This window comes from Micromonospora lupini str. Lupac 08 (assembly GCF_000297395.2).
Taxonomy (GTDB): Bacteria; Actinomycetota; Actinomycetes; order Mycobacteriales; family Micromonosporaceae; genus Micromonospora; species Micromonospora lupini.
In genome coordinates, this window is record NZ_HF570108.1 from 5,379,700 (window position 1) to 5,403,371 (window position 23,672).

Here is a 23,672-nt window from a genome sequence, read left to right on the forward strand (position 1 = left end):
CGCGGCCGGCGCGGCGGTCTGCCTGGCCGCCGGCACCGGGGTCGGGTTGGCCACCACCGACCCGCCGCCGCCGGCCGCGAGCTGGCGCCCCGGCTGTGCCGACGGCTGCCCGTCCGTGGCCGCGCCGCCGCGCCCGGCGGGTCCACCCACTCGGGTACGCGTGCCGCGCATCGGCGTCGACTCGGGGCTCACGGTGTTGGGCCTGGACCGTGCGGGCGTGCTCGTTCCGCCGACCGACTTCGACACCGCCGGCTGGTACGGGGGCGGTCCGGCGCCCGGCGACACCGGGCCGGCCGTGCTGGCCGGGCACCTGGACTCGCGGCGCGGCCCGGCGGTCTTCGCCCGGCTCGACGAGCTGCGTCCGGGTGACCGGGTCGAGGTGTGGCGCGGCGGGCGGTGGCTGTCGTTCCGGGTGACCGGATCGCTGCGTACCCGCAAGGACCGCTTCCCGACGGCGGTGGTCTACGGCCCGACGCCCGGGCCGGAGCTGCGGCTCGTCACCTGCGGGGGCGATTTCGACAGGCGGCGCGGGCACTACCGGGACAACGTGGTGGTGTTCGCGGTCGCCGACGGCTGATCAACTCGCCTTCCTGGAACTCGGGGTGTCCGGCTCGGTCGGATGCCCCGGATTCCTGGATCCCGAGTCGATCACCGCCTGGTGGGGCGGCGTCAGACCGGGCGGGGCCCGGCGTCAGACCGGGCGGCGGCCGGCGAAGCCGCACTCGGCGCGGTGGTACCAGCGCACGTCGGAGTCGCCCTCCAGCCAGCACCAGAGCACCGCGCGGCCGGCCCGCTCGCCGGGGAAGTCGAGCAGCACCGGCGCGATGCCCTTGACCTGGATCTCGTGCTGGTGCAGCTCCTCGACGACCCCGTGCAGCCGGGCCTCCAGCCCCTTCACCTCGGCCAGCCCGCCGAGCGCGCTGACGCCGTGGTCGGCCAGGTCGACGCGCAGTTCGGCGAGGTCGGCGCGGAGCCGGATCAGCTCGTCGACACGAGGCTGCAGGGTGGCCACCAGGTGCCGGGCCTGAGCGAGTGTGAACACGCCGCCAGTATGCGCCACGTGCCGCGCCGCGCACGTCCCCACGAGTCGCGCGACTGCCGCGCCGCGCACGTCCCCGCGAGTCGCGCGACTGCCGCGCCGGGCAGCCGATGAAGATGCTGCGCCGCGCGCTGCGGCCCGGTGACGTCGGCGGCCAGCTCGGCCAGGCGACACCACGCACACCACGCGACTGCCGCGCCGTTCGCGGCCCCGCGAGTCGCGTGCCGTGTCGGTCGGCGGGCGCGGTCCGCTCGCCGACCGTCAGTCGGCCTGGGCGGCCAGTTCGCGGGCGCGGTCCCGGGCGGCCTCCAGCGCGGCGAGCAGCGCCGCGCGTACGCCGTGCTTCTCCAGCTCACGGATCGCGGAGATGGTCGTGCCGGCCGGCGAGGTGACCGCCTCGCGCAGCTTGACCGGGTGCTCGCCGGAGTCGCGCAGCATCACGGCGGAGCCGATCGCGGTCTGCACGATCAGCTCGTGCGCCACCTGCCGGGGCAGCCCGAGCAGGATCCCGGCGTCGATCATGGCTTCGACCAGCAGGTAGAAGTAGGCCGGGCCGGAGCCGGAGAGCGCGGTGACCGCGTCCTGCTGTGACTCGGGCACCCGGATCGTCTGACCGAGGGGCTTGAACATCTCCTCGGCCAGGGCGAGGTGTTCGCCTGTGGCGTACGCGCCCGCCGAGATGGCCGTCATCGCCTGGTCGACAAGCGCCGGGGTGTTGGTCATGACGCGGACCACCGGGGTGCCCTCGGGCAGCCGGCGGTTGAAGAAGCTGGTGGGCAGGCCGGCGCAGAGCGAGATGACCAGCTTGTCGGCGGGCACCTTGGGGCCGATGTCGTCCAGCAGGGCGGCGGCGTCCTGTGGCTTGACCGAGACCGCGAGCACGGCCGCCTCGTCGACGGCGGTCAGGTTGTCGACCACCCGGACGCCGTAGCGGGCGGTCAACTCCTCGGCGCGGGCCGGTCGGCGGGCGGTGGCGAGCAGCCGCTCCACCGGCCATCCGGAGCGCAGCAGCCCGGAGAGCATCAGCTCGCCGATCTTGCCCGCGCCGATCACCGCGACCGTGTGCACCCCTGCTGACATCTCGGCCGTACCCCCTCGCGTCGTGCCGCGCCGCGGCGGGCCGCACGCCCGCTGCGCCGTCGAACGTCGGTCGGCGGCGCGACGACCGCAGGGGCCGCCGCGCCGCTACCGTCGATCAGCTGCCGAAGAAGACCTCGGCCTCTTCGTACCGCTCCAGCGGCACCGTCTTCAGCTCGCGGGTGGCCTCGGCCAGCGGGACCCGGACGATGTCGGTGCTCTGCATCGCGACCATCTTGCCCCAGTCACCCTCGTTGACCGCGTCGATGGCCTGCAGGCCCAGGCGGGTGGCGAGCACCCGGTCGAAGGCGGTCGGGGTGCCACCGCGCTGGATGTGGCCCAGCACCACGGTGCGGGCCTCCTTGCCGGTCTTGGCCTCCAGCTGCTCGGCCAGCCACTGGCCGATGCCGCCGAGGCGGACGTGGCCGAACGAGTCCAGCTCCTGGTTGGCGAGCACCATCTGACCGTCCAGCGGCTGGGCGCCCTCGGCGACCACCACGATCGGGGCGTACTGGTGCTGGAAGCGCTTCTCGACGTAGCCGGCCACCTGGTCGACGTCGAACTGCCGCTCGGGCAGCAGGATCACGTTGGCGCCGCCGGCCAGGCCGGCGTGCAGGGCGATCCAGCCGGCGTGCCGGCCCATGACCTCGACGACCAGGGTGCGGTGGTGGCTCTCCGCGGTGGTGTGCAGCCGGTCGATGGCCTCCATCGCGATGTTGACCGCGGTGTCGAAGCCGAAGGTGTAGTCGGTGGCGCCCAGGTCGTTGTCGATGGTCTTCGGCACGCCGACCACGTGCACGCCCAGCTCGTAGAGCTTGGTGGCCACGCCCAGGGTGTCCTCGCCGCCGATGGCGATCAGCGCGTCGACGCCCTGCTCGGCGAGGTTGTCCTTGATCCGCTCGACGCCGTTCTCGATCTTGAACGGGTTGGTGCGGGACGAGCCGAGGATGGTGCCGCCGCGGGGCAGGATGCCGCGGACGTCCGCGATGCCCAGGGGACGGGACAGACCCTCGAGCGGGCCCTTCCAACCGTCCCGGAAGCCCACGAACTCGTGACCGTAGGTGGCGACGCCCTTGCGGACCACCGCCCGGATGACCGCGTTGAGACCTGGGCAGTCGCCGCCGCCGGTGAGCACGCCGATACGCATGATCCGCTCATCCTCCTGGAGCATCAGGTAAAGCCCGATATGCCCCAGGGTATGTGTCAGGTCAGACCATCGGCGCCATTGCCGGCCCGGGGCGGGCCGTCACTGCGCACTGTAGTCGGCCTGCCTGCGCGACGACAGCGCGCCCCGGGGGGCGACGGGTCAGTAGGTCACCTCGTGGTTCTCGCCGGCGGCCGGCGGGTGACCGGTGACGGCGGCCTTCGCGAACCCGAGCAGGTTGACCACGGTGCTGCTCGGCGAGTCCCAGTACTCGGCGGAGCTGGCGTGCACCTTGATCAGCGTCAGGCCGGGCGTGTCCAGCCCGTCCGGGAACCAGGTCTTGAGCAGCGGGTTCCACAGCCGCTCGGCGCGCTCGGCGTCGAAGCCCTCGCTGGCGGTGCCCGAGACCGACACCCAGGCGTTGTGCTTCTGGTCCGAGAAGGCGACGTTGACCTCCGGGTTCACCCGGATCTGGCGCACCTTGGCCGAGTCGTCGTACGCGAAGAACCACAGGTCGCCGTCGAACTCGGCCTCCTGCAGCCCCATCGGCCGGCTCACCTGCCGCCCGTCCAGCGCGATCGTGGTGAGCATGCAGATCCGGGCGGCGCGGACCAGCTCGGTGACCCGCGTCCGGGCCTCGGTGACGCTTGTCGGATCGTTGCTCATGGCAGTCTCCCTCGGCTCGACTGGTCGAACCGATGCCCGGGACAGAACCGGTCAAACCTGCAAACGTACGACGACCGCTCAGCGGGTCGTCATCGCCCGCCAGCGGGCCAGGTTGTGCCGGGCGTCGACAAGGGCGTCGTGCCGGGCCGCGTCCGCATCCGGCAGGGTCGGCCGGCCCCGGTCGTCCCAGAGTTGCCGCAGGTCCTTGGTGAACCGGGGGATCTCCCGGGGCAGCGCCGGCATCGCCCCCCAGAGCTGGGCGAGGACGACGTGGTCGTACGCCGCGTACCAGGCCCACAGCTCCAACTGCTCTCCCGGCCGGTCCCGGACCGGCTCCATGAGGAAGTCGTACAGGTCGTCACGGATGCGCTCCCGGGAACGCCAGGACCGGTCCGCCGGCGACGGCAGCCGGTCCAGCACGTTGCGCCGGACCCAGGGCACGGCACGGGAGTCGTCGAACTCCGTGGAGACCGCGTAGAACTCGCGGCCGTACTCGTCGACGACACCTATCGAGACGAGGTCGACGATCCGGCCGTCCTCGATGAACTCGCAGTCGTAGAAATAGCGGTACACCATTCCGGCCATCCTCGCCCACCGCCGACCGGCGACGCCCGGCGGGGCCGGGTGCGACCCACGGCCGGTCCGCGGCGGACCAGCGGCGACCCGGCCGCCGACCTGCGACCAAGGGCCCGGGCAGGGGGTACGTCGCAGCTCGCGACGGTCACGGAAGTGCTTCGAGGGGTGTACAGCAAGCGACCGGACCGTCATGATCTGATGTGTACCGCTACCGGACGCCGAATCGGTGTCAGTTCACCTTGTCAGGGCCATCAGGTTCACCCGGTGAGCGATTGTGTGGTCCATGACCGGGGAGGGGTTGGGCCGTGGAGATGCGCCTGCCGGAGCCGGGTGACGCGCTCACGGGTGTCGAGATGTTCGCCGGGCTGGAGCCCGAGGTGCGCCAGCGTGTCATCGCTGCCGCCGTCCCGCGGACGTACCGCAAGGGGCAGTTGCTCTTCGTGGAGAACGACCCGGGCGAGTCGCTTATCGTGCTGCGCCGCGGCGCGGTCGCCGTCTTCCGCACCGCGCCGACAGGCGAACGGGCGGTGCTGTCGGTGATCCGTCCGCCGGACGTGCTCGGCGAGGTCTCGCTGCTCGACGCCTCCACCCGGTCCGCGTCTGCCGAGGCCATCGAGGACTGCGCGGCGCTCGCCCTCTCCCGGGGCGCGTTCATGGAGCTGGTGCATTCCAACCCGCGCATCCTGGACGCGGTGATGCGCTCGCTGGGCGGCCTGATCCGTCGCCTCACCGAGCAGAACGCCGACCACGTCTTCCTCGACCTGCCCGGCCGGGTCGCCAAGACACTGGTCCGGCTTGCCGGCGAGAGCCAGGCCCCGATGATCACGATCGAGCTCAACCAGAGCCAGCTCGCCGAGATGGCCGGCGGTTCCCGCCAGAGCGTCAACCAGGCCATCGGCTCCTTCGCCAGCCGCGGCTGGCTGCGGACCGAGGGCCGCCGGATCGTGGTCACCGACGTGGCCGCGCTGCGCCGCCGCGCCGGCATGAACGACCGCTGAGCAGCGCCGCCGCTGCGGCACCACTCTGGACATGACTCGGCCGGGTCGCCCGTGGGCGGCCCGGCCGGGTCGTCGCGTCACCGACGCGTGGTTCAGGCTCCGGAACTGCCCGGGCCGGCCCACTTGTCCGGGCCCTTGCCCTCGCCACCCGGGCCGTGGGACTGCTCGCTGACGATGCCCTCGGCCTGAAGCGTGGCCAGCGTGGCGGCGTCGACGTCCACCGACTCGCCCGCGGAGTGGCTGACCCCGTTGCCGTCGGTCCAGTCGCTCTCCAGCTTGACGTACACCATTGACCTGTCCCCCTCTGGTCGCTGATCGAAGATGTGGCGGACTGAATGTAGTCCGCCGGACCCCTCGTGGGCTGTCCACAAACCAACAGGCCGGTACCTGACACAAGCCGACAGGCCGGTACCTGACAGACGCGCGAGCGTGGATACTCCCTGTGACGGGACGACGGGGGGCGTCGGCCCGGTTCGCCTTGGAGGGTTTGTCATCGCCGCGCAGTGTGGGCGCTGTGGACGTACGGCCGCCGACGGCGACCGCTTCTGCGGTGGCTGCGGCGCCGAGCTGGGTGCCGTCTGCCCCCACTGCCTGCGCCCGCTCGCCTCGGACGTCACGTTCTGCACCTCGTGCGGGTCACCGCGGCCGGGCACGGACCGGGCGACCGCCGCCGCCACGCAGGAGGACCGCCGCCGGGTGAGTGTGCTCTTCGTCGACCTCATCGACTTCACCCCGTACGTCGAGCGGGCCGACCCGGAGCAGGTCCGCGGCATGCAGACCGGCTTCTTCTCGGCGGCCCGCCGGGTGGTCGGCCAGTACGGCGGGGTGGTGGAGAAGTACATCGGTGACGCGGTGATGGCGTTGTTCGGGGCGCCCATCGCCACCGAGACCGACGCGCTGCGCTGCGTCCGGGCCGGGCTGGAGCTGCAACGGGTGCTCACCCGGTTCGCGCCGACCGGCAGCGCCGAGATGCGGTTCCGGGTGGGGGTCGCCACCGGCGAGGCCCTCGTCGACGTGGCCGCCGCCCGCGACGGCGGGCAGGCGATCGTGGCCGGGGACGTGGTGAACACGGCCTCCCGGATGCAGTCGGTCGCGCCGCCGGGCGGGGTGCTGGTGTGCGGCACCACGCACGCGCTGACCAGGGACACGATCCGCTACGAGGAGCAGCCTCCGGTCACCCTGCGCGGCCGGTCGTCGCCGACCGAGGTGTGGCTCGCGCTGTCGCCGCTGCGTCGCCTGCCGACCGACCGGGAGCCGGACACCACGCCGCTCGTCGACCGGGAACACGAGCTGGGCATGCTTGTCAACGCCCTGCACCGGTCACTGCGCGACCGGCTGCCGCAGGTGGTGACGATCTTCGGCCGGGCCGGCATCGGTAAGAGCCGGCTGCTGCGCGAGCTGTACCGGCACACGGGCCGGCTGGTCGACGAGCCGCTGACCTGGCGGACGGGGCGCTGCCCGCCGTTCGGGGAGAACGTCACGTTCGCCGCGCTTGCCGACATCGTCAAGACCGAGGCCGGCATCCTGGACACCGACCCGGCCGCCAGCGCCGCGCAGCGGCTGGCCGGCGCGGTGGCCGAGCTGATCGGCCCGGGCGAACGGGACCGGGTGGTGGACGCCCTGCGCCCGCTTGTCGGGCTGCCCGGCACGCCGCTGCCGGCGGAGGAGGCCGAGTCGGCGTGGCGACGGTTCCTGCTGGCGTTGGCCGCCCGCCGCCCCACCGTGCTGGTCTTCGAGGACCTGCACTGGGCCGACGACGCGATGCTGCGCTTCGTGGAGCTGCTCGGGGCTGCGGCCCGCGAGGCGCCGCTGCTGCTGCTCTGCACCGCCCGTCCGGAGCTGGTCGATCGGGATCCGAGCTGGGCGGGGACCATCACCGGCTCGGTGACCATCACCCTGCCGCCGCTGCGCGACACCGGCATCGCCGCCCTGTACGCGCACCTGTTCGGCCAGGCGGCGTTCTCCGCCGACATGCTGACCCCGCTCATCGAGGTGGCCGGCGGCAACCCGCTCTACGCGCACGAGTACGTCCGGATGCTCATCGAGCAGGGCGCGCTGCGCCAGTCCGGGCGGGGCTGGTCGCTGGACAAGCAGCTCGAACTGACCATGCCGGAGAGCGTGCACGCGGTGATCGCCAACCGGGTGGACCTGCTGGACGCCAAGGACCGCTCGGTGCTGCTGGCGGCCTCGGTGGTCGGGGTGCAGTTCTGGCCGGGTGCGGTGGCCGCCGCGTTGGGGCAGCCGGTCGAGTCGGTCGAGCGGGCGCTGCGCCGGCTGGAGCAGCGCGACTTCGTCCACGAGCAGGCCGCGTCGACGATGGCCGGGCAGGCGGAGTTCCGCTTCCGGCACGTGCTGGTACGCGACGTCTGCTACCAGCGGCTGCCGCGCACCGAGCGGGTGGCGCGGCACGAACGGGCCGCGGACTGGCTCGACGCGTTGTCGCACAGCCGCGACACCGATCTGGCGGAGGTGCTCGCCCACCACCGCTGGGCGGCGCACGAGATCGCCCGCTCGCTGGGCATGCCGGTCCGCAGGTACGCGGGGCCGGCGCGGCAGGCGCTGCACCGGGCGGCCCGCCGGGCGTACGCCCTGCACGGGCTGGACGCGGCGGCGAGCCACGCGGGTCGGGCGCTGGGCCTGGCCGACGACAGCGACCCGGTGGGCCGGCTGCAACTGGAGCTGCTCAGCACGGAGATCTCGTTCTACCGCGACGGCAACGCGTTCCTCTCCGGCGGTGGGCCGGAGCAGGTGCACGCGCTTGCCGACCGGCTGTCGGCGCACGGCGACGACGCGTGCGCCGCGCGGGCGTGGACGCTGCTGGGCCAGGCGGCCTGGCTGCGCGCCGACCGGGGCGACGCGCTGGCCTGCCTGGATCGCGCGGTCCAGTTGTTCGAGTCGTTGCCGGACAGCCCGCAGAAGGCCGACGCGTACGCCGAGCTGGGCCGCCTGCACATGCTCAACTACGAGCGCGACCCGGCCGTGTCGGCGGCGGACACCGCAGCGGAGATCGCGGAGCGGCTGGGCCTGACCGAGGCGCGCACCAACGCGCGGATCACCGCGGCCACCGCCCGCTACCAGGCCGGTGACCGGGTCGGCCTGGACGAGCTGCACGCGATAGTCGAGTTCGCGCGCTCCGGTCAGCTGCTCGCGCTGCCCCGCGCCACCCAGAACCTGGCCTGGGCCATCCGCGAGGAGGGCGACTGGCTGCGTTCGAACGCCCTGCTCTCGGCCGCGCCGGCGCGTACGGCGAGCGGCCAGACGCTCACCACCAGCTATTCCGCCGAGGCGATGCGGGCGTGGTTCGAGGGTGACTTCGGCCGGCTGCTCACCGCGGCGGAGGCGTTCGTGGACACGCCTACCGGCAGCTGGGACATGCAGGTGCGCGGGTTGCGCTGCTGCCTGCTGGTGCTCCGCGACGACGAGGATCCGACCGACCTGACCGACGCGCTGGCCACCGCGCGACGCAGCGGCTTCCACCGGCTGCGCTGGACGATGCTGAGCATGGCGGCGCTGTGCCGGGCACTGCAGGGCCGCGACGCCGAGGCGGCGGAGCTGATCGACGAGCTGGACCGGTCCTGGTCGGCAGTGCCGGCGCTGGCCAGCGGAGAGTGGATCGCCGCCGCCGCGTACGCCGCCGCCCTGGCCGGACGGGACGCCTCCGTGCGGGTCCGCGCGATGCTGGACCGGGTCGGACATCGCACGCCGTGGTCGGAGGCGGCGCTGCGCACGGTGACGGCGGCGGTGGCGGCGGCCGACGGCGACCACCGGCGGGCGGCCGAGCTGCACCTGGCCGCCGCCGAGACGTACGGGCGGATTCCGGACGTCAGCGACCGGGTGTTGGCGCTGGCGCTCGCGGCGGCGGAGCTGGCCTGTGCCGGCGATCCGGCGGGCGCCCGGGTGCCGCGGGCCGAGGTGCGCACCTTCGCGCTGCGCAACGACGCCCCGGGCCTGCTGGCGCTGGCCGGCCGACCGATCAGCCCGACCGGGCCGGCCGTGGCCTGCTGAGGCGACTCAGGCGGGCACCGGCTTGAGCTTCTGGGCGTAGATGTCGACGTACTCGCGGCCGGAGAGCTCCATCAGCTCGTACATGATCTCGTCGGTGACCGCGCGCTCGACGAACCGGTCGCCGGCGAGCCCCTCGTAGCGGGAGAAGTCCAGCGGGGCGCCGAAGCGGATCCGCACCCGGTCGATCCGGGGGATGAGCGTGCCGGGCGGCTGGATCTCGTCGGCGTTGAGCATCGCCACGGGCACCACCACCGCGCCGCTCTCCAGCGCGAGCCGGGCGACGCCGGTCTTGCCCCGGTAGAGCCGCCCGTCCGGGGAGCGGGTGCCCTCGGGGTAGATGCCCGCCACTCCCCCGGCGCGCAGCACCCGTAGTTGGGTGTCCAGGGCGGCGCGGGCGGCCTGGCCGCCGGAGCGGTCCACCGGGATGGTGCCGGTGCCGACGAAGAACATCTTCGTCAACCAGCCCTTGATCCCCTTGCCGGTGAAGTACTCGGCCTTGGCCACGAAGGTGACCTTCCGCGAGATGATCAACGGGGTGAAGATCGAGTCGGAGAAGGAGAGGTGGTTGCTGGCCAGGATCACCGGCCCGGTCGCCGGCACGTGGTGCAGGCCCTCCACCTGCGGGCGGAAGATCAGCTTGAGCAGCGGACCGAGGAGAACGTACTTCAACAGCCAGTAGAGCACCGGCGTCCTTTCCCGTGGTGCGCCCGCGACAGCACCATGCCGGGAGCGCCGCCGTCGCGGACGAGCCTACGAAGCCCGCGCGCACACCACAACGGACGTTGATGCCTCTCATCTTTCCGATCGTCGGCGGTCCGCAGCGCGGCCTGGAAGGGTCGAACCACCCGGTCGCCAACGATCACCGAGATCGCACGTGTCGCGCAAGAACGGACAAAGAGCCACCGCCGCGACCTGCGGCAGCGCCCCTGACTTTGGAAGACGCGACACAACGCACTCCCGGAACGGGCCTCCGACGTGTCACGATTCAGAGCACGGCGTGCGGACGGGCGCCGAGGGGGCAGGGGTGGCCGCGCCGCAGGGCGCGTTGAGGAGGATTGCCGGGTGTCAGCGGGTGGTGCCCGCCGGGGACGGCGGGACAACGGGCTCGACGCTAGCGAGTACGCCATCGTCGGCGACGTCGATCCGCGCGTCGGTGAGCACCTGCTCGACGTGCTGGCCGCCGGCGGGATCGCCGCGTACCTGCAACCCTCCGCCGACCTCAACCCGGTCACCCGCACCACCACGGTTCCGGCCCGTCCGGTCGACCGGCTCTACGTCGACCGTTCGCACCTGACGACCGCCCGCGACTACCTCACCCAGCTCGCCGACGAGAGCGCCCCGGAGCAGCCGCCGGCCCGCGACGAGCCGGACATCGACGCCGAGTGGGCCCGGATCGTTGCCGGCTTCCACACCACCTCGACGACCGACGAGCGCCCGTGGCCGGCTGCGGAGGACGTGGACGAGCGCGACGACCGGGAGACCCGGGACGAGCCGACGGCCGGTCCACTCGCCCGCTCCGGCGTCGACGAGGCCGGGCCGACCGCCACCGACGTCCGCCGGCTGCCGTCGGCCACCGACATCTCCGGGATCTCCGTCGGCCGGGGCACCCGCGGTGACGAGCCCTCGCTGCTGGACGGTCTGGACACCTTCGGCGCCGACCTGCCCGACGACGACGAGGACGAGGGTTACCACCCGCCACCCCCGCCGCCGCTGCCCCGGATCTCGAAGTACGCGGTGGTCGGCGCGCTCGCGGTGGTCGTCGGGTTCGTGCTCTTCCTCTTCCCGTCGCTGATCCCGGTGGACCGCTCGGCGGTCACCCTGTTCGGGTTCACCGGCATCCTGGCCGGCTTCGTCACGCTGATCTGGCGCCTGCGCCCCGGCGACGAGAACGACGACGACCCGGACAACGGCGCCGTCGTCTGACGCCCCCGCCCGCGGACCGCATCGCGGGACGACGACGCCCCCGCTCGGGGCGTAACAATGGTGTAACTTACTGTCAGTAGGAATACCGCTGTACGTCACTTCCCCCGCTGACTGACCGGTTTTCCCTTGCTCGTGGCGGTCAGTCCTCTGCTGATCGGAATGCCCGAGATGCGACAGAGTTCCCTCGTGGTGGTGGCCAACCGCCTCCCCATCGACGACAGCCAGGCGCCCGACGGCGCATGCGAGTGGCGCCGCAGCCCCGGTGGGCTGGTCAGCGCGCTGCACCCCCTGCTCCGGCACACCCCGGCGACCTGGGTCGGCTGGGCCGGCGGCACCGGAGCGGCACCCGCCCTGCCGGACGTGGACGGCGTCCACATGCACACCGTCGCCCTCAGCCACGAGGATCTACGCGACCACTACGAGGGCTTCTCCAACGCCACCCTCTGGCCGCTCTACCACGACGCCGTCGAGCAACCCGAGCACCACCGCCGCTGGTGGGAGGCGTACCAACGGGTCAACCAGCGCTTCGCCGAGGCGGCCGCCGAGGTCGCCGAGCCCGGCGGCGTGGTCTGGGTGCAGGACTACCACCTGCAACTGGTCCCCGGGCAACTGCGCGCGCTCCGCCCCGACCTGCGCATCGGCTTCTTCCTGCACGTGCCGTTCCCACCGCCGGAGCTGTTCATGCAGCTGCCCCGCCGTGCGGAACTGCTGCGCGGCATGCTCGGCGCCGACCTGGTCGGCTTCCAGCGCGCCCAGGCGGCGCACAACTTCGCCCAACTGGTCACCCGGGTACTGGAGCTGCCGGCCACCGACCGCCGGATCGGCATCGACGACCGGGTGGTGCGCATCGGCGCGTTCCCGGTCTCCATCGACACGGCCGAGATGGCCGCCCTCGCCGCCCGCCCCGACGTGGCCGCGCGGGCCCGCCGCCTCCGCCAGGATCTCGGCGATCCCCGCCAGGTCATCCTCAGCGTGGACCGGATGGACTACACCAAGGGCATCGAGCAGCGCCTCAAGGCGTACAGCGAACTGCTCGCCAGCGGCGACGTCAAGGTCCGCGACACGGTGCTCGTGCAGGTCGCCATGCCGAGCCGGGAACGCGTCGGTCAGTACCAGATCCTGCGCGAACGGATCGAGCGCGAGGTGGGCCGGATCAACGGCGAGTTCGGCCGGGTCGGCGAACCCGCCATCCACTACCTCACTCAGCCCTTCGACCGGGCCGAGCTGGCCGCGCTCTACCGGGTCGCCGACGTGATGGCGGTGACCCCGCTGCGCGACGGGATGAACCTGGTCGCCAAGGAGTACGTCGCCGCCCGGGTGGACGACGACGGCGCGCTGCTGCTCAGCGAGTTCGCCGGCACGGCCGCCGAGCTGTCCCAGGCGTACCTGGTGAACCCGCACGACCTGGAGGGGCTCAAGCAGGCGCTGCGCACGGCGCTGCGGGCCAGCCCCGCCGACGTCACCGAGCGCATGCGGGCCATGCGCGCCCACCTGCACCAGCACGACATCCATGCCTGGGCGCGCTCCTACCTGAGCGCCCTGGACGAGCGCGGCGCCCTGGTCGGCAGCCTCGCCAACGCCGACGGCGCTGCCCTGGTGCCGCGTCCCGCGACCCGGGCCACGTCCGCCACGCAGCACACCGGCGGCTGACCGGCGCGACCACTCACCGCGCGGCCGGCTCCTTCTCCAACCAGTCCAGGATGGCGTCGATCGGCTCGGCCCAGCGCGCGTCGAGCATCAGGTCGTGCCCCATGCCGGGGAAGAGCAGCGGAGCCGACCCGTACCGGCGGGCGATCCGCGTCAACGTCGACGCCGGCACCACACGGTCGTCCGGGCTGCCCAGCACCAGGACCGGCGGCGCGCCCACGGCCGGCTCGGCCTCCGGCTCGCCCAGCAGCGCCCACTGCGCCCGCCGACCGGCCCGACCCAGCCGCGCCACGTACCGCCGGGCCTCCTCGTCGGGCAGCTCGCGGCTGAACAGCTGCGCCCGACTGAGCCGCAGCGGCCCGCCGAACACCGCCGGCAGCGTCCCGGCCGGGTTGCGGCGCACCGCCGTGGACAACATGCCCCAGCCGCCGAAGACCGGCGCCACCAGCACCGCGCCGCGGGCCGGGTAACGCGCCAGCGCATGCGCCACCACGAGCGCCCCGGCGCCGTGCCCCACCAGCACCGCCTGGCGCGGCAGGCCCGCCGCCACCTGGACCACATCATGGGCGTACGCGCGCAGCGTCGCCTCCGGCGCCGGCTCGCTGCCGCCGTGCCCGCGCAGGCTCAGCGCGTACGCCGGGAAGCCCCGCGACGCGGCGTGCCCCAACCAGTGCTCGGCGAACGCCCACGCGCCGTGCCCGAACCCGGGAACGAAGAGCAGCGGAGGCCGCCCCTCCTCCACCTCGGGAACGGCGCTGAGCACCTCACGTCGCGCCGGCCGGACCGGCCGGGACCACTCCCGGCCCCGCATGATCCGCAGCTCGGTCATTTGGCCTCCAGGTCGTGCAGGGCGCGCTGGACGGCGCGCAGGTAGTCGGCGTGCCCGACCTCGAACCAGTGCCGGCTGCTGTCCTTGACCTGCCCCGAGTAGCGCTCCCCGGCCCGGTCACGCACCCGCTGCGCGAACGCCGCCGCCCGCTCGGGCCGGTCCCGACGGGCCTGCAACAGCCGGGCGAAGAGCACCGTCTGCCAGTGCGCCAGGGTGAACATCCCGGAGTCCGGCTGCACCAGGCCGGCGACCGCAAGTGTCGGGTGCCCCGGCGTGAAGGCGTTGAGCCAGAGCGTGGGCCGGCCCGTGCCGGCGCTGTCGCCGAACACCGACGCGTCGAGGAACTCGAACCGCGGCAGGTACCCGGTGGCGAAGATGACCAGGTCGGGGTCGATCTCGCGGCCGTCGGCCAGTTCCACGGCGTACGGGCGGAAGCGGGCCAGGTCGGGCACCGGGCCGATGCCGCCGTGGCCCACGTAGTAGACGAGCTGACTGTTGGCGATCGGGTGCGTCTCGTACACCCGGTGGTCGGGCTTGGGCAGCCCGAAGCGGGTCAGGTCGCCGACGGTCAGGCGCAACGTCCAGTGGTAGAGCCACTGGCGGACCCGCAGCGGCACCCGCAGCGCCAGCAGGGCGTCGTTGACCTGGTCGGCCGGACGCCCGAGGACGTACTTCGGGGCGTACCAGTAGCCGCGGCGGGTGGAGTGCCAGCAGCGCGACGCCTGCTGGGCGGCCTCGACGGCGATGTCACAGCCGGTGTTGCCGGCGCCCACGACCAGCACCCGCTTGCCGCGCAACTGCGCCGGGTCCTTGTAGGACGACGCGTGCATGATCTCGCCGCGGAACTCCTCCAACCCCTCGTAGCGGGGCAACTTCGGCGACCAGTTGTGCCCGTTGGCGATGACCACGGCGGCGTACCGGGAGGTGCGCTCGGGCCCGTACCCGCCGGTGGAACGGGTGGTCACGTCCCAGCGGTCCCCCTCGGCGGGCTCCACCCGGATCACCTCGGTGCCGAACCAGACGTGCGACCGCAGGTCGAAGTGGTCGGCGTACCGCTCGAAGTACGCCAGGAGCTGGCTGTGGTGCGGGTAGTCCGGCCACGAGTCCGGCATCGGGAAGTCGGGGAACTGGGTGAACGGCTTCGACGACAGCAGGTGGGTGCTGGCGTACACCGGGCTGCGGTCGTGCCGCCAGTTCCAGGCGCCGCCGACGCCGGTCTCCCGTTCGTAGCAGTCCACCCCGAACCCGTGCTCGCGCAGGTTCTTGATGGCCGTCAGGCCGCTGGCCCCGGCCCCGATGACGCAGACCGTGTCGCCCCGGTCGGAGAGCGGACGGCCCTCGGGGCTCTGCGCGGACGGGGTCGCATCCGGGTCGGGCCGGCCGTGGTCGGTGGAGGTGGACACCGGGACATCTCCTTTTGTGCGGCACGGGTGCCGGTCGCCGCGAAATCCTCTCCACATCGGAGCCGGATGTCCAGCCCCGGCGCGGACCGATCGGCGGGTCCCGGCCGGTGGGGGGTCAGCCGGTGGGGGTCAGCCGGTGGTGGGCAGCAGCAGGTCGACGAGGACCGGGAAGTGGTCGCTGGCCCGGCGGGTCTGCGGGGTGTCCACCACGTCGTAGTCGACCACGCTGATCCGGGGATCGACGAAGAGCGCGTCGATGCGCCGGCGCGGGTCGGCGCACGAGTAGGTGAGCCGGTCCGCCTGGTCGGCGGCGATCGCCGCGTCGGTCAGGCCACGCGCCACCGTGGCCCACGCCTGCCCGTCCGGCCCCTCGTTCAGGTCGGCCCCGGCCACCACCGGGCTGCTCGCCGCGTCCAGCCCCCGCCGGAACTCGGCGGCCTGCGCGGGCCGCTCGGTCGGGTCGGTGGACAGGTGCGAGCCGGCGAGGGTGAACCGGGCCTCGCCGACCCGGCACTCGGCGTACGCGGCGCCGCGCAGGTGTCGACCCGGGGTCAGCGGGAAGCGCTGGCAACGGGTGTCGCGCACCTGCACCGCAGGCTGGTCAGCAACAGGTTGCCCAGGGCGGGCAGGCCCCCGGCGGCCACCACCAGACCGAAGGACTCGGCCAGGGTGGCGGACTTCTGCCGCCACCGGAACCGGCGCGGCCCCTCCTGCACGATCACCACGTCCGGCCTCGCGGCCCGGACCACCGCCGCCAGCGCGGCGGTGTCGTCGCGCTGGCTGTGGACGTTGTACGACACCACGCGCAGCGGTACGCCGGCAGCCTCGCCCATCGTCGGCCGCCTCAGATCCGGCGGGCCAGGTCGGCCGCGCCGATCACCCCGGCGCTGTTGCCCAGCTCGGCGGGGAGCACCTCGGCCACCGGCAGGCGACCCCGCTGGGCGAGCGCGTCGAGATACGAGCGGCGCGTCGGGCCGAGCAGCAGGTCGCCGGCGTCGATCACGCCGCCGCCGACGACAAGGGTCTGCGGGTCGAGGATCTGCGCCATGTCGGCGAGGCTGGTGCCCAGCCAGCGGCCGATCTGCGCGAACGCCTCGGCGGAGACCGGGTCGCCGCCCTGCGCGGCGGCGGTCACCATGTGGCCGGTGATCGCCTCGGCCTCGCCGCCGGCCAGCTCCAGCAGGGCGGTGGCCCGTTGCGGTTCCTGGCGGGCGCCGGCGCGGGCGAAGCGGACCAGGGCGCTGCCGCTGGCGTACTGCTCGATGCAGCCCAGCCGCCCGCAGCCGCACTGGTGCCCGTCCGGCACGGCCAGCATGTGGCCCAGCTCCGCGGCGACGCCGTGCGCGCCGCGCATCAGCTCGCCGCCGAGCACGATGCCGCCGCCGACGCCGGTGCCGATGGTGAACATGATCATGGAGTCGTCGGCAGCCCGGGCGGCGCCGTAGCGGAACTCGGCCCACGCGGCCACGTTGGCGTCGTTCTCCACGATCACCGGCAGGCCGACGGCGGCGCCGACGTACTCGCGCAGCGGCTCGTCACGCCAGGCCAGGTTCGGGGCGAAGAGCACTGTCGACCGGGTGGCGTCGATCCAGCCGGCCGCGCCGATTCCGACGGCCTCGATCGTCCGCCCGGCAGCCAGCTCGCCGACCAGCTCGATGATGACGTCGCGGGTCTTGCCGACGTCATCGGCGGGAGTGTCCCGTCGGCTCTGCACGAGAACCGTGCCGGTGTCATCCACGACACCGCCGGCCACCTTCGTGCCACCGACGTCGACTCCGATGGTCAGCGTCACCGCTGCCGCTCCCCTCTGCTGTGCTGTCCGGTCCGCGCGCCGACGGCGCGCCGGTCCGGATCGCGATGTCCCGCGCTCAGGCGCCGCCGCCCGGCGCGTCCGCGCCGGTGTCGTCGGACGCCCGCGACGCGGGCACCGCGGGTCGGCTGGTCGGCGCCGGTGCGGCCACCGACCCGGCGTCGTCGACGGGTGCTGCGGTGGCCGGGGCGGGTGGGCCCGCCGTCCGGGTGGCGACCGACCAGACATCCCGCTCCGGCGCCGGCTGAGAATCATGCCCGGTGCGGGTGGCATCGCGCCACACGTGCTCGTCGTCGGTCTCGGCGGAGCGGCCGGCCGGGGCGGAGGACGGGGCCTCGTCGTCGCTGCTCGGGGCGGACGCCGGCCGCGACGGCGTGGACGGCTGCGGTGCGGCCGTCGTGGGTGGCTCCGGCGGCGCGAACGCGCGGAGCAGGCTGGCCACGCCGGCCGCGAGGTCTCCGGCGCCGGTGGCGAGCCGTTCGGCGAATTCCGGACTCGGATCGCGCAACGCGGCGATGCCGCGACAGACCGGGCAGACACAACATTCGGCCGAACCGGTGGCGAACCCACCACCGCCGTGGCGGCCGCCGCCCGGAGCGGCACTGTGACCGAGGACACCGGCCAGCATCCCGCCCAGCGGGCCGAACGGGCCGCCCGCCGACCCGCCGGAGGCCAGGCGCGCCCCCGCGAGCAGGGTGGCGACCAGACGCTCCGCCTCTTCCCGGGCCGAACCCGGATCCGTTCCGCCCACAGTCGGCTCCTCTACCCTGCCGGCGGACGCGTCACTGCGCCGCACCGGGTGCTTCTACCCGGCGCTTGAGCTGCTTCAACGCCGTGTCCATGATCATCTTCTCGGCCTTGCGCCGAAACATGCCGAGCATCCCCACCGACAGTTCGACCTCAAGCGTGTACGTCACGGTGGTGCTCCCGTCCGGGTTCGCCACCAGGTCGTACGAGCCGCGCTGGCTCTTCTGCATCTTGGAGGGGCCGAGCAGGTGCCACTCGACGCGGGACAGGTCCTCGGCGTACTCGTAGGCGAGCACGTACTCGTCGGCCATCACCCCGGCGTCGATGACGAACCGCACCTGGCTCGCGTAGCCGTCCTCGTACTCCTCGATCACCTCGGCGTGGCGCACCGCCTCGGTCCACTCCGGGTAACTCGGGAAGTCACAGATGACCGCCGCCACCCGGTCCGGTGACGCGCCGATGATGATCGACTGGGTGGAGGAGTCCGCCATGGGGGGAGGCTACCCGGCGGGTACCGCCCGCACGCCGCGCCGCCCCCGCCGGGTAGGTTTCGACAGAGCCGACAGCCGTGAATGGGCAGCGGCCCGGCCAGTGCGAGCACGAAGGAGTGCAGGTGCGCGAGTTCTCCGTTCCGCCGATCGTCACCGTTGGCGACGCGGCCAACCTCACCGATCCGGTCTGGGACAACGCCGAGGCCGCACCGGACACCGTCCAGTTCGCCCGCGCCACCCGCTCGCCCGACGGCGGCGGCACCGCCTGGGCCGAGGTGACCTGCCTCCAGTTCCGCGACGAGGTGACCGCGGTGGCCCGGGGCCTGATCGCCGCCGGCGTCTCCCCCGGCGCCCGGGTCGCGCTGATGAGCCGGACCCGCTACGAGTGGACGCTGCTCGACTACGCCATCTGGACTGTCGGCGCGGTCACCGTGCCGATCTACGAGACCTCCAGCGCCGAGCAGGCCGCCTGGATCCTGGCCGACTCCGGCGCGGTCGCCGCCGTGGTGGAGACCGACGCGCACGCCGACCTGGTCGCCGGCGTCCGCGACCGCCTACCCGAGCTGACCCACCTGTGGCAGATCGACCGCGACGGGGTCGACGAGCTGGTCACCGCCGGCGCCGCCGTCGAGCTGGCCGAGGTCGAGCAGCGCCGCAAGGCCGTCCGGGCCGGCGACCTGGCGACGATCATCTACACCAGCGGCACCACCGGCCGCCCCAAGGGTTGCGTGCTCACCCACCGCAACATGTACGCCGACATCGCCAACGCGGTGCCGGTGCTGCCGAACCTGTTCAACGCCGGCGCGGCCACCCTGCTCTTCCTGCCGCTGGCGCACGCGTTCGCCCGGCTCATCCAGATCGGCGTGGTGCAGGCCCGGGCCACCCTGGCGCACTGCCCCGACACCAAGAACCTCGTCGGCGAGCTGCAGGAGTTCCGCCCCACCTTCGTGCTCTCCGTACCCCGGGTGTTCGAGAAGGTCTACAACGCGGCCAAGCAGAAGGCCGAGGCCGACGGCAAGGGCGGCGTCTTCGCCCGCGCCGAGCAGGTCGCCATCGCGTACAGCGAGGCTCTGGAGACCCCGCGCGGGCCCGGCCTGGCGCTGCGCGCCCAGCACGCGGTCTTCGACCGCCTCGTCTACCGCAAGCTGCGCGCCGCGCTCGGCGGACGGTGCCGCGACGCCATCTCCGGCGGCGCGCCGCTGGGCGCCCGGCTCGGTCACTTCTTCCGTGGCGTCGGCGTGACGGTCCTGGAGGGGTACGGGCTGACCGAGACCTCGCCCGCCGCCGCGGCGAACCTGCCCACCGGCACCCGGATCGGCACCGTCGGCCGGCCGCTGCCCGGCGTGACCGTCCGGATCGAGGACGACGGCGAGATCCTGATCTCCGGTGACCTGGTCTTCCAGGGCTACTGGCACAACGAGGCCGCGACCGCGGAGGCGCTCAGCGCCGACGGCTGGTTCCGCACCGGCGACCTGGGCCAGCTCGACGCCGACGGCTACCTGAGCATCACCGGTCGCAAGAAGGAGCTGATCGTGACCGCGGGCGGCAAGAACGTCGCCCCCGCGGTGCTGGAGGACCAGGTCCGCGCCCACCCGCTGATCAGCCAGTGCGTCGTCGTCGGGGACGCCAAGCCGTTCATCGCCGCGCTCGTCACCATCGACGAGGAGGCGTTGCCGACCTTCCTCGCGAGCGCCGGACTGCCCTCGGACACCCCGATGGAGGAGCTGCGCGAGCACGAGGGCCTGCGCGCCGAGGTCCAGTCCGCGATCGACACCGCGAACCAGGCCGTGTCGAAGGCCGAGGCGATCAAGGTCTTCCGGATCCTGCCCCGTGACTTCGCCGAGGCCACCGGTGAGCTGACCCCGTCGCTCAAGGTCAAGCGACAGGTCGTCCACAAGACGTACGCGGCGGAAATCGCCGACATCTACCGAGGCTGACTACCATCCGTCACGTGCCCGCATCCGCATCCGCCACACCACGTCCGCATCCCCTCGCCGCGGCCGCCCGCCTGGTGATGCTGGCGCTGGTCGCGATCCTGACCCTGTTCGCCACCCGTGACGTCACCCAGCTGTGGTGGATCGCGCTGCTGGCGGTCGCCGGAGCGCCGTCCCTGCTCGCCCCGCAGCACCGGCTGATCGGGCCGCTGAGCCGGGTGGCCGAGGTGGTGGTGCTGGGGCTGGCCGCGAGCCAGGTCGCCGCGGTCGCGTCGATCGGGGGCACTGTCGACGGCCTCGGCGCCTCCGCGGTGCTGCCCTACCTGGCGGTGCCGGTGACCGTCACCGCCCTGCGCCGCCGCTTCCGCGAGGGCGCGGCGCTGCTCGCGGTGACCGCCGGCACGCTGCTCCTCAGCGGCGCGTTGACCGAGGTCGACGGCGGGCCTCAGCTCGGCCAGGTGGGTTACCTCGCGGTCTGCGCGCAGTGGCTGATCCTCGCCGCGCTCGGGCTCTACGCGGCCGGCACCCTGCACCGGGTGATGGCCGTCCGCGGGGAGGGCAAGCCCCAGCCGTACGCCGAGGCGACCCGGCTGCTGACCCAGCTGCGGACGGTGGCCCGGCAACTGCCCGGGGCGACCCTGGACCCGGGCGGCATCTCCGAGCACCTGCTGGAGGAGCTGCGCACGGTGGCTCAGGCGGACCGTGGCGCGGTGCTGTCGGCAAGCGGCGGGGGCCGGCTCGTGGTGCTCGCCCAGGCCGGCGTGGACCGGGTGGACTGGGAGACGACGCTGGACGCGGACTCGGCGATCGCCGACGCCTGGGCCAGCCAGCAGGCCACGACTGCCGCCCGCTCGCAGTCGCGCTCGCACCGGGGCGGGGACGTGTCGGCGCTCATCGTCCCGCTGGTCGCCGGGGTGCGCACGGTCGGGCTGGTGGTGCTGGAGGCGGACGTCGCGCAGGCGTACCCGCCGCCGGTGGTGTCCCGGGTGACCGGGCTGACCCGGCCGGCCGCGCTGCGGCTGGAGGCGGCGCTGCTGTTCGACGAGGTCCGCTCGCTGGCCACCAACGAGGAGCGGCAGCGGCTGGCCCGGGAGATCCACGACGGGGTGGCGCAGGAGCTGGTGATGGTCGGCTACGGCATCGACAACGCCATGGCCACCGTCTTCGACGACGCCGACGAGACCGCCGAGGCCCTGCGTACGCTGCGCGGCGAGGTGACCCGGGTGATCCAGGAGCTGCGGTTGAGCCTCTTCGAGCTGCGCAGTGAGGTGGACCGGCAGGGCGGGCTGGCCGCGGCGATCGCCGAGTACGCCCGGACGGTCGGCGCCTCGGGCGGGCTGCGGGTGCACCTGTCGCTTGACGAGTCCACCGCGCGCCTGCCGGCGGCCACCGAGGCCGAGTTGCTGCGCATCGCGCAGGAGGCGGTGACCAACGCCCGCAAGCACGCCGGGGCCTCGAATCTCTGGGTCACGTGTGAGGTGGACCCCCCGTACGCCCAAATTGAAGTGTCGGATGACGGTCAGGGGATGGCTGACCAGCGCCCCGACGGACGGTACGGTCTTGCGATCATGGCCGAGAGGGCGGAACGTATCCGGGGCCGGTTGGAGATCAGGCCGCGGCAACCCAGCGGCACGACCGTGGCGGTGGTTCTCGGCACCTCGTCCCGGCGCGACAACGTGCGCGACAGCGCAGCACCAGAAGGGGAGTAACCCGAGGATGACCACAAGTCCGACACCGGCCACCCGCACCAAGGTCCTCCTTGTCGACGATCATGACCTGATTCGCAAGGGCCTGCGGCACGCCTTCGAGCGCGACCGCCAGTTCGAGGTCGTCGGCGAGGCCGCGACCGCGGCAGAGGGGGTACGCCAGGCCGGCGCCCTGCAGCCGGACGTGGTGATCATGGATCTGCGGCTGCCCGACGGCAGCGGCCTGGAGGCCACCCGCGCGCTGCGCAAGTCCAGCGCGTCGATGGGCATCGTGGTGCTGACCATGTACGCGGGCGACGACCAGCTCTTCGGTGCCCTGGAGGCCGGCGCGAGCGCCTTCGTGCCGAAGACCGCCCCGGCCGACGAGGTGGTGGCCGCCGCGCGGCACGCCGCCTCCTCGCCCAGCGCGTTCACCGCCGCCGACCTGGCCGAGGCGATGAAGCGTCGGCTCGCCCCGTCCGGCCCGCAGCTCTCCCCCCGGGAGGGGCAGGTCCTGCGGCTGCTCGCCGACGGGATGAGCGTGGCGGGCATCGCGAAGCAGCTGTTCGTGAGCGAGTCCACCGCCAAGACGCACATCTCGAAGCTCTACGAGAAGCTCGGCGCCGCCAACCGGGCACAGGCGCTGATGACCGCGCTGCGGCTCGGCCTGCTCGAGGCGCCGGACGCCCCGAAGTTCTGATCCGCGCCCGCTCGTCGAGCGGGACACCGCGACCGAAGGTCCGTGCCGGCTCCCCCCGGCGCGGACCTTCGTGTATCGACCGACGTCGGCGGGAATTCGGCGGCAGGCTATGGTCTGGCGGGTACGTCGGGGGCACAATACCCGCGCGGGCGACGACGCCCGCGTCGCGGACTCAAGGGGTTGAGCGCATGCAGCGGCCGGACTGGGCACCCGACACCATCGACATCGAGCGCCCGAGCGTCGCGCGCATGTACGACTACTACCTCGGCGGGTCGCACAACTTCGCCGCCGACCGGGCCGCCGCGCAGGCGATGGTGGCCGCCGTCCCGGAGGCGCCGCTGATGGCGCAGGCCAACCGGGCGTTCCTGCGCCGGGCGGTCCACCACCTCGCCGAGGCCGGCGTCCGACAGTTCCTGGACATCGGCTCGGGCATTCCCACCGTCGGCAACGTGCACGAGATCGCCCAGCGGATCGACCCGGAGTCGCGGGTGGTCTATGTGGACGTCGACCCGGTCGCGGTGGCGCACAGCCGGGAGATCCTGGCCGGCAACGACCGCGCGGTGGTCGTACAGGAGGACCTGCGACACCCGGAGCGGATCCTGGCCCATCCCGACGTCCGCAAGCTGCTCGACCTGAGCCAGCCGGTGGCCGTGATGATCGTGGCCGTGCTGCACTTCGTCTCCGACGACGACCGGCCGGCGGAGCTGCTGCGAGCACTGCGTGACGCGTTGGCGCCCGGCAGTTACCTGGTGCTGTCCCAGGTCAGCGACGACGGGCGCAGCGGAGACGAGCGGGCCGAGGCCGAGCGGGTCTACCGGCGCACCGACAGCCCGCTCTGGATTCGCAACCGGGCCGAGCTGACCGCGCTCTTCGACGGGTTCGAGCTGGTCGACCCCGGCGTCGTCTGGGTGCCACAGTGGCGACCGGACACCCCGGAGAGCGCGGAGGACGCCGAGCGTGCGGCCTTCATGGGCGGCGTCGGGCGACTCGGTGACTGA

At 73.3% G+C, this 23,672-nt stretch carries 21 protein-coding genes and 1 pseudogene; 9 read left to right on the forward strand and 13 right to left on the reverse strand.

Annotated features, from left to right (window positions below; all coding sequences use genetic code 11):
• Positions 1–577: class F sortase (locus tag MILUP08_RS25515; protein ID WP_337588122.1), on the forward strand; the 577-nt coding region annotated here is incomplete at its 5' end.
• A gap of 114 nt (positions 578–691) precedes the next feature.
• Here the strand turns inward: MILUP08_RS25515 and MILUP08_RS25520 are convergent.
• From MILUP08_RS25520 to MILUP08_RS25540, 5 genes are all read right to left on the reverse strand, one after another.
• Complete coding sequence (locus MILUP08_RS25520; protein WP_007463111.1) at positions 692–1,042, reverse strand: DUF2203 domain-containing protein; 351 nt, start codon at positions 1,040–1,042, stop codon at positions 692–694.
• Between the two features lie 258 nt (positions 1,043–1,300).
• Positions 1,301–2,119 (reverse strand): pyrroline-5-carboxylate reductase, encoded by an 819-nt coding sequence (gene proC / locus MILUP08_RS25525; protein ID WP_007463113.1) that lies wholly within the window; start codon positions 2,117–2,119, stop codon positions 1,301–1,303.
• Between the two features lie 115 nt (positions 2,120–2,234).
• Complete coding sequence (locus tag MILUP08_RS25530) at positions 2,235–3,263, reverse strand: 6-phosphofructokinase (RefSeq protein ID WP_039906634.1); 1,029 nt, start codon at positions 3,261–3,263, stop codon at positions 2,235–2,237.
• Between the two features lie 159 nt (positions 3,264–3,422).
• The gene (locus MILUP08_RS25535; protein WP_007463117.1) at positions 3,423–3,926 is read right to left on the reverse strand and encodes a pyridoxamine 5'-phosphate oxidase family protein; all 504 of its coding nucleotides are present in this window, start codon (positions 3,924–3,926) and stop codon (positions 3,423–3,425) included.
• A gap of 78 nt (positions 3,927–4,004) precedes the next feature.
• Positions 4,005–4,502, reverse strand: coding sequence for a polyadenylate-specific 3'-exoribonuclease AS (locus MILUP08_RS25540; RefSeq protein WP_007463119.1), 498 nt, complete (start codon positions 4,500–4,502; stop codon positions 4,005–4,007).
• 305 nt (positions 4,503–4,807) lie between these two features.
• Here MILUP08_RS25540 and MILUP08_RS25545 point away from each other — a divergent pair, with 305 nt between their 5' ends.
• Positions 4,808–5,500 carry a Crp/Fnr family transcriptional regulator gene (locus MILUP08_RS25545; RefSeq protein ID WP_007463121.1) on the forward strand — a complete coding sequence of 231 codons (693 nt, stop codon included), beginning with the start codon at positions 4,808–4,810 and terminating at the stop codon, positions 5,498–5,500.
• Positions 5,501–5,592: 92 nt separating this feature from the next.
• Here MILUP08_RS25545 and MILUP08_RS25550 read toward each other — a convergent pair whose 3' ends face one another.
• A complete protein-coding gene (locus MILUP08_RS25550; RefSeq protein ID WP_007463123.1) occupies positions 5,593–5,790 on the reverse strand; it encodes a hypothetical protein in 198 nt (65 codons plus the stop codon).
• A gap of 139 nt (positions 5,791–5,929) precedes the next feature.
• Here MILUP08_RS25550 and MILUP08_RS37205 point away from each other — a divergent pair, with 139 nt between their 5' ends.
• The gene (locus MILUP08_RS37205) at positions 5,930–9,505 is read left to right on the forward strand and encodes an adenylate/guanylate cyclase domain-containing protein (protein WP_007463124.1); all 3,576 of its coding nucleotides are present in this window, start codon (positions 5,930–5,932) and stop codon (positions 9,503–9,505) included.
• Positions 9,506–9,511: 6 nt separating this feature from the next.
• Here the strand turns inward: MILUP08_RS37205 and MILUP08_RS25560 are convergent, their stop codons facing one another.
• The gene (locus tag MILUP08_RS25560; protein WP_007463127.1) at positions 9,512–10,189 is read right to left on the reverse strand and encodes a lysophospholipid acyltransferase family protein; all 678 of its coding nucleotides are present in this window, start codon (positions 10,187–10,189) and stop codon (positions 9,512–9,514) included.
• A 378-nt stretch (positions 10,190–10,567) separates the two neighbouring features.
• Here MILUP08_RS25560 and MILUP08_RS25565 point away from each other — a divergent pair, with 378 nt between their 5' ends.
• Both MILUP08_RS25565 and MILUP08_RS25570 read left to right on the forward strand, forming a co-directional pair.
• Positions 10,568–11,428, forward strand: coding sequence for a hypothetical protein (locus tag MILUP08_RS25565; protein WP_007463128.1), 861 nt, complete (start codon positions 10,568–10,570; stop codon positions 11,426–11,428).
• A 168-nt stretch (positions 11,429–11,596) separates the two neighbouring features.
• Positions 11,597–13,078, forward strand: coding sequence for an alpha,alpha-trehalose-phosphate synthase (UDP-forming) (locus tag MILUP08_RS25570; RefSeq protein ID WP_083916055.1), 1,482 nt, complete (start codon positions 11,597–11,599; stop codon positions 13,076–13,078).
• 13 nt (positions 13,079–13,091) lie between these two features.
• Here MILUP08_RS25570 and MILUP08_RS25575 read toward each other — a convergent pair whose 3' ends face one another.
• From MILUP08_RS25575 to MILUP08_RS25600, 6 genes and pseudogenes are all read right to left on the reverse strand, one after another.
• Positions 13,092–13,904 (reverse strand): alpha/beta hydrolase, encoded by an 813-nt coding sequence (locus MILUP08_RS25575; protein WP_007463133.1) that lies wholly within the window; start codon positions 13,902–13,904, stop codon positions 13,092–13,094.
• On the reverse strand, positions 13,901–15,307 hold the full coding sequence (locus MILUP08_RS25580) for a flavin-containing monooxygenase (RefSeq protein ID WP_007463135.1): 1,407 nt from the start codon (positions 15,305–15,307) through the stop codon (positions 13,901–13,903). The genes MILUP08_RS25575 and MILUP08_RS25580 overlap by 4 nt, the downstream gene beginning before the upstream one ends.
• Before the next feature lie 129 nt (positions 15,308–15,436).
• Positions 15,437–16,140 (reverse strand): annotated as a pseudogene (locus tag MILUP08_RS25585) (endonuclease/exonuclease/phosphatase family protein).
• Positions 16,141–16,151: 11 nt separating this feature from the next.
• Positions 16,152–17,099 (reverse strand): ROK family glucokinase, encoded by a 948-nt coding sequence (locus MILUP08_RS25590; protein ID WP_007463141.1) that lies wholly within the window; start codon positions 17,097–17,099, stop codon positions 16,152–16,154.
• A gap of 76 nt (positions 17,100–17,175) precedes the next feature.
• A complete protein-coding gene (locus MILUP08_RS25595) occupies positions 17,176–17,868 on the reverse strand; it encodes a hypothetical protein (RefSeq protein ID WP_039906636.1) in 693 nt (230 codons plus the stop codon).
• Positions 17,869–17,899: 31 nt separating this feature from the next.
• Positions 17,900–18,355, reverse strand: coding sequence for an SRPBCC family protein (locus MILUP08_RS25600; RefSeq protein WP_007463145.1), 456 nt, complete (start codon positions 18,353–18,355; stop codon positions 17,900–17,902).
• Between the two features lie 122 nt (positions 18,356–18,477).
• On the opposite strand from MILUP08_RS25600, the gene MILUP08_RS25605 reads away from it, so the two are divergent.
• The 4 genes from MILUP08_RS25605 (at position 18,478) to MILUP08_RS25620 (ending at position 23,672) form a co-directional block, all read left to right on the forward strand.
• Entirely contained in the window at positions 18,478–20,292 is a 1,815-nt protein-coding gene (locus MILUP08_RS25605; RefSeq protein ID WP_007463147.1) for an AMP-dependent synthetase/ligase, read from the forward strand.
• 14 nt (positions 20,293–20,306) lie between these two features.
• A complete protein-coding gene (locus MILUP08_RS25610; protein ID WP_007463149.1) occupies positions 20,307–21,998 on the forward strand; it encodes a sensor histidine kinase in 1,692 nt (563 codons plus the stop codon).
• Positions 21,999–22,005: 7 nt separating this feature from the next.
• Positions 22,006–22,674: a response regulator transcription factor gene (locus tag MILUP08_RS25615; protein ID WP_007072219.1), complete on the forward strand. Its 669-nt coding sequence runs from the start codon at positions 22,006–22,008 to the stop codon at positions 22,672–22,674.
• 188 nt (positions 22,675–22,862) lie between these two features.
• Positions 22,863–23,672, forward strand: a complete 810-nt coding sequence (locus MILUP08_RS25620) for an SAM-dependent methyltransferase (protein WP_007463157.1) — start codon at positions 22,863–22,865, stop codon at positions 23,670–23,672.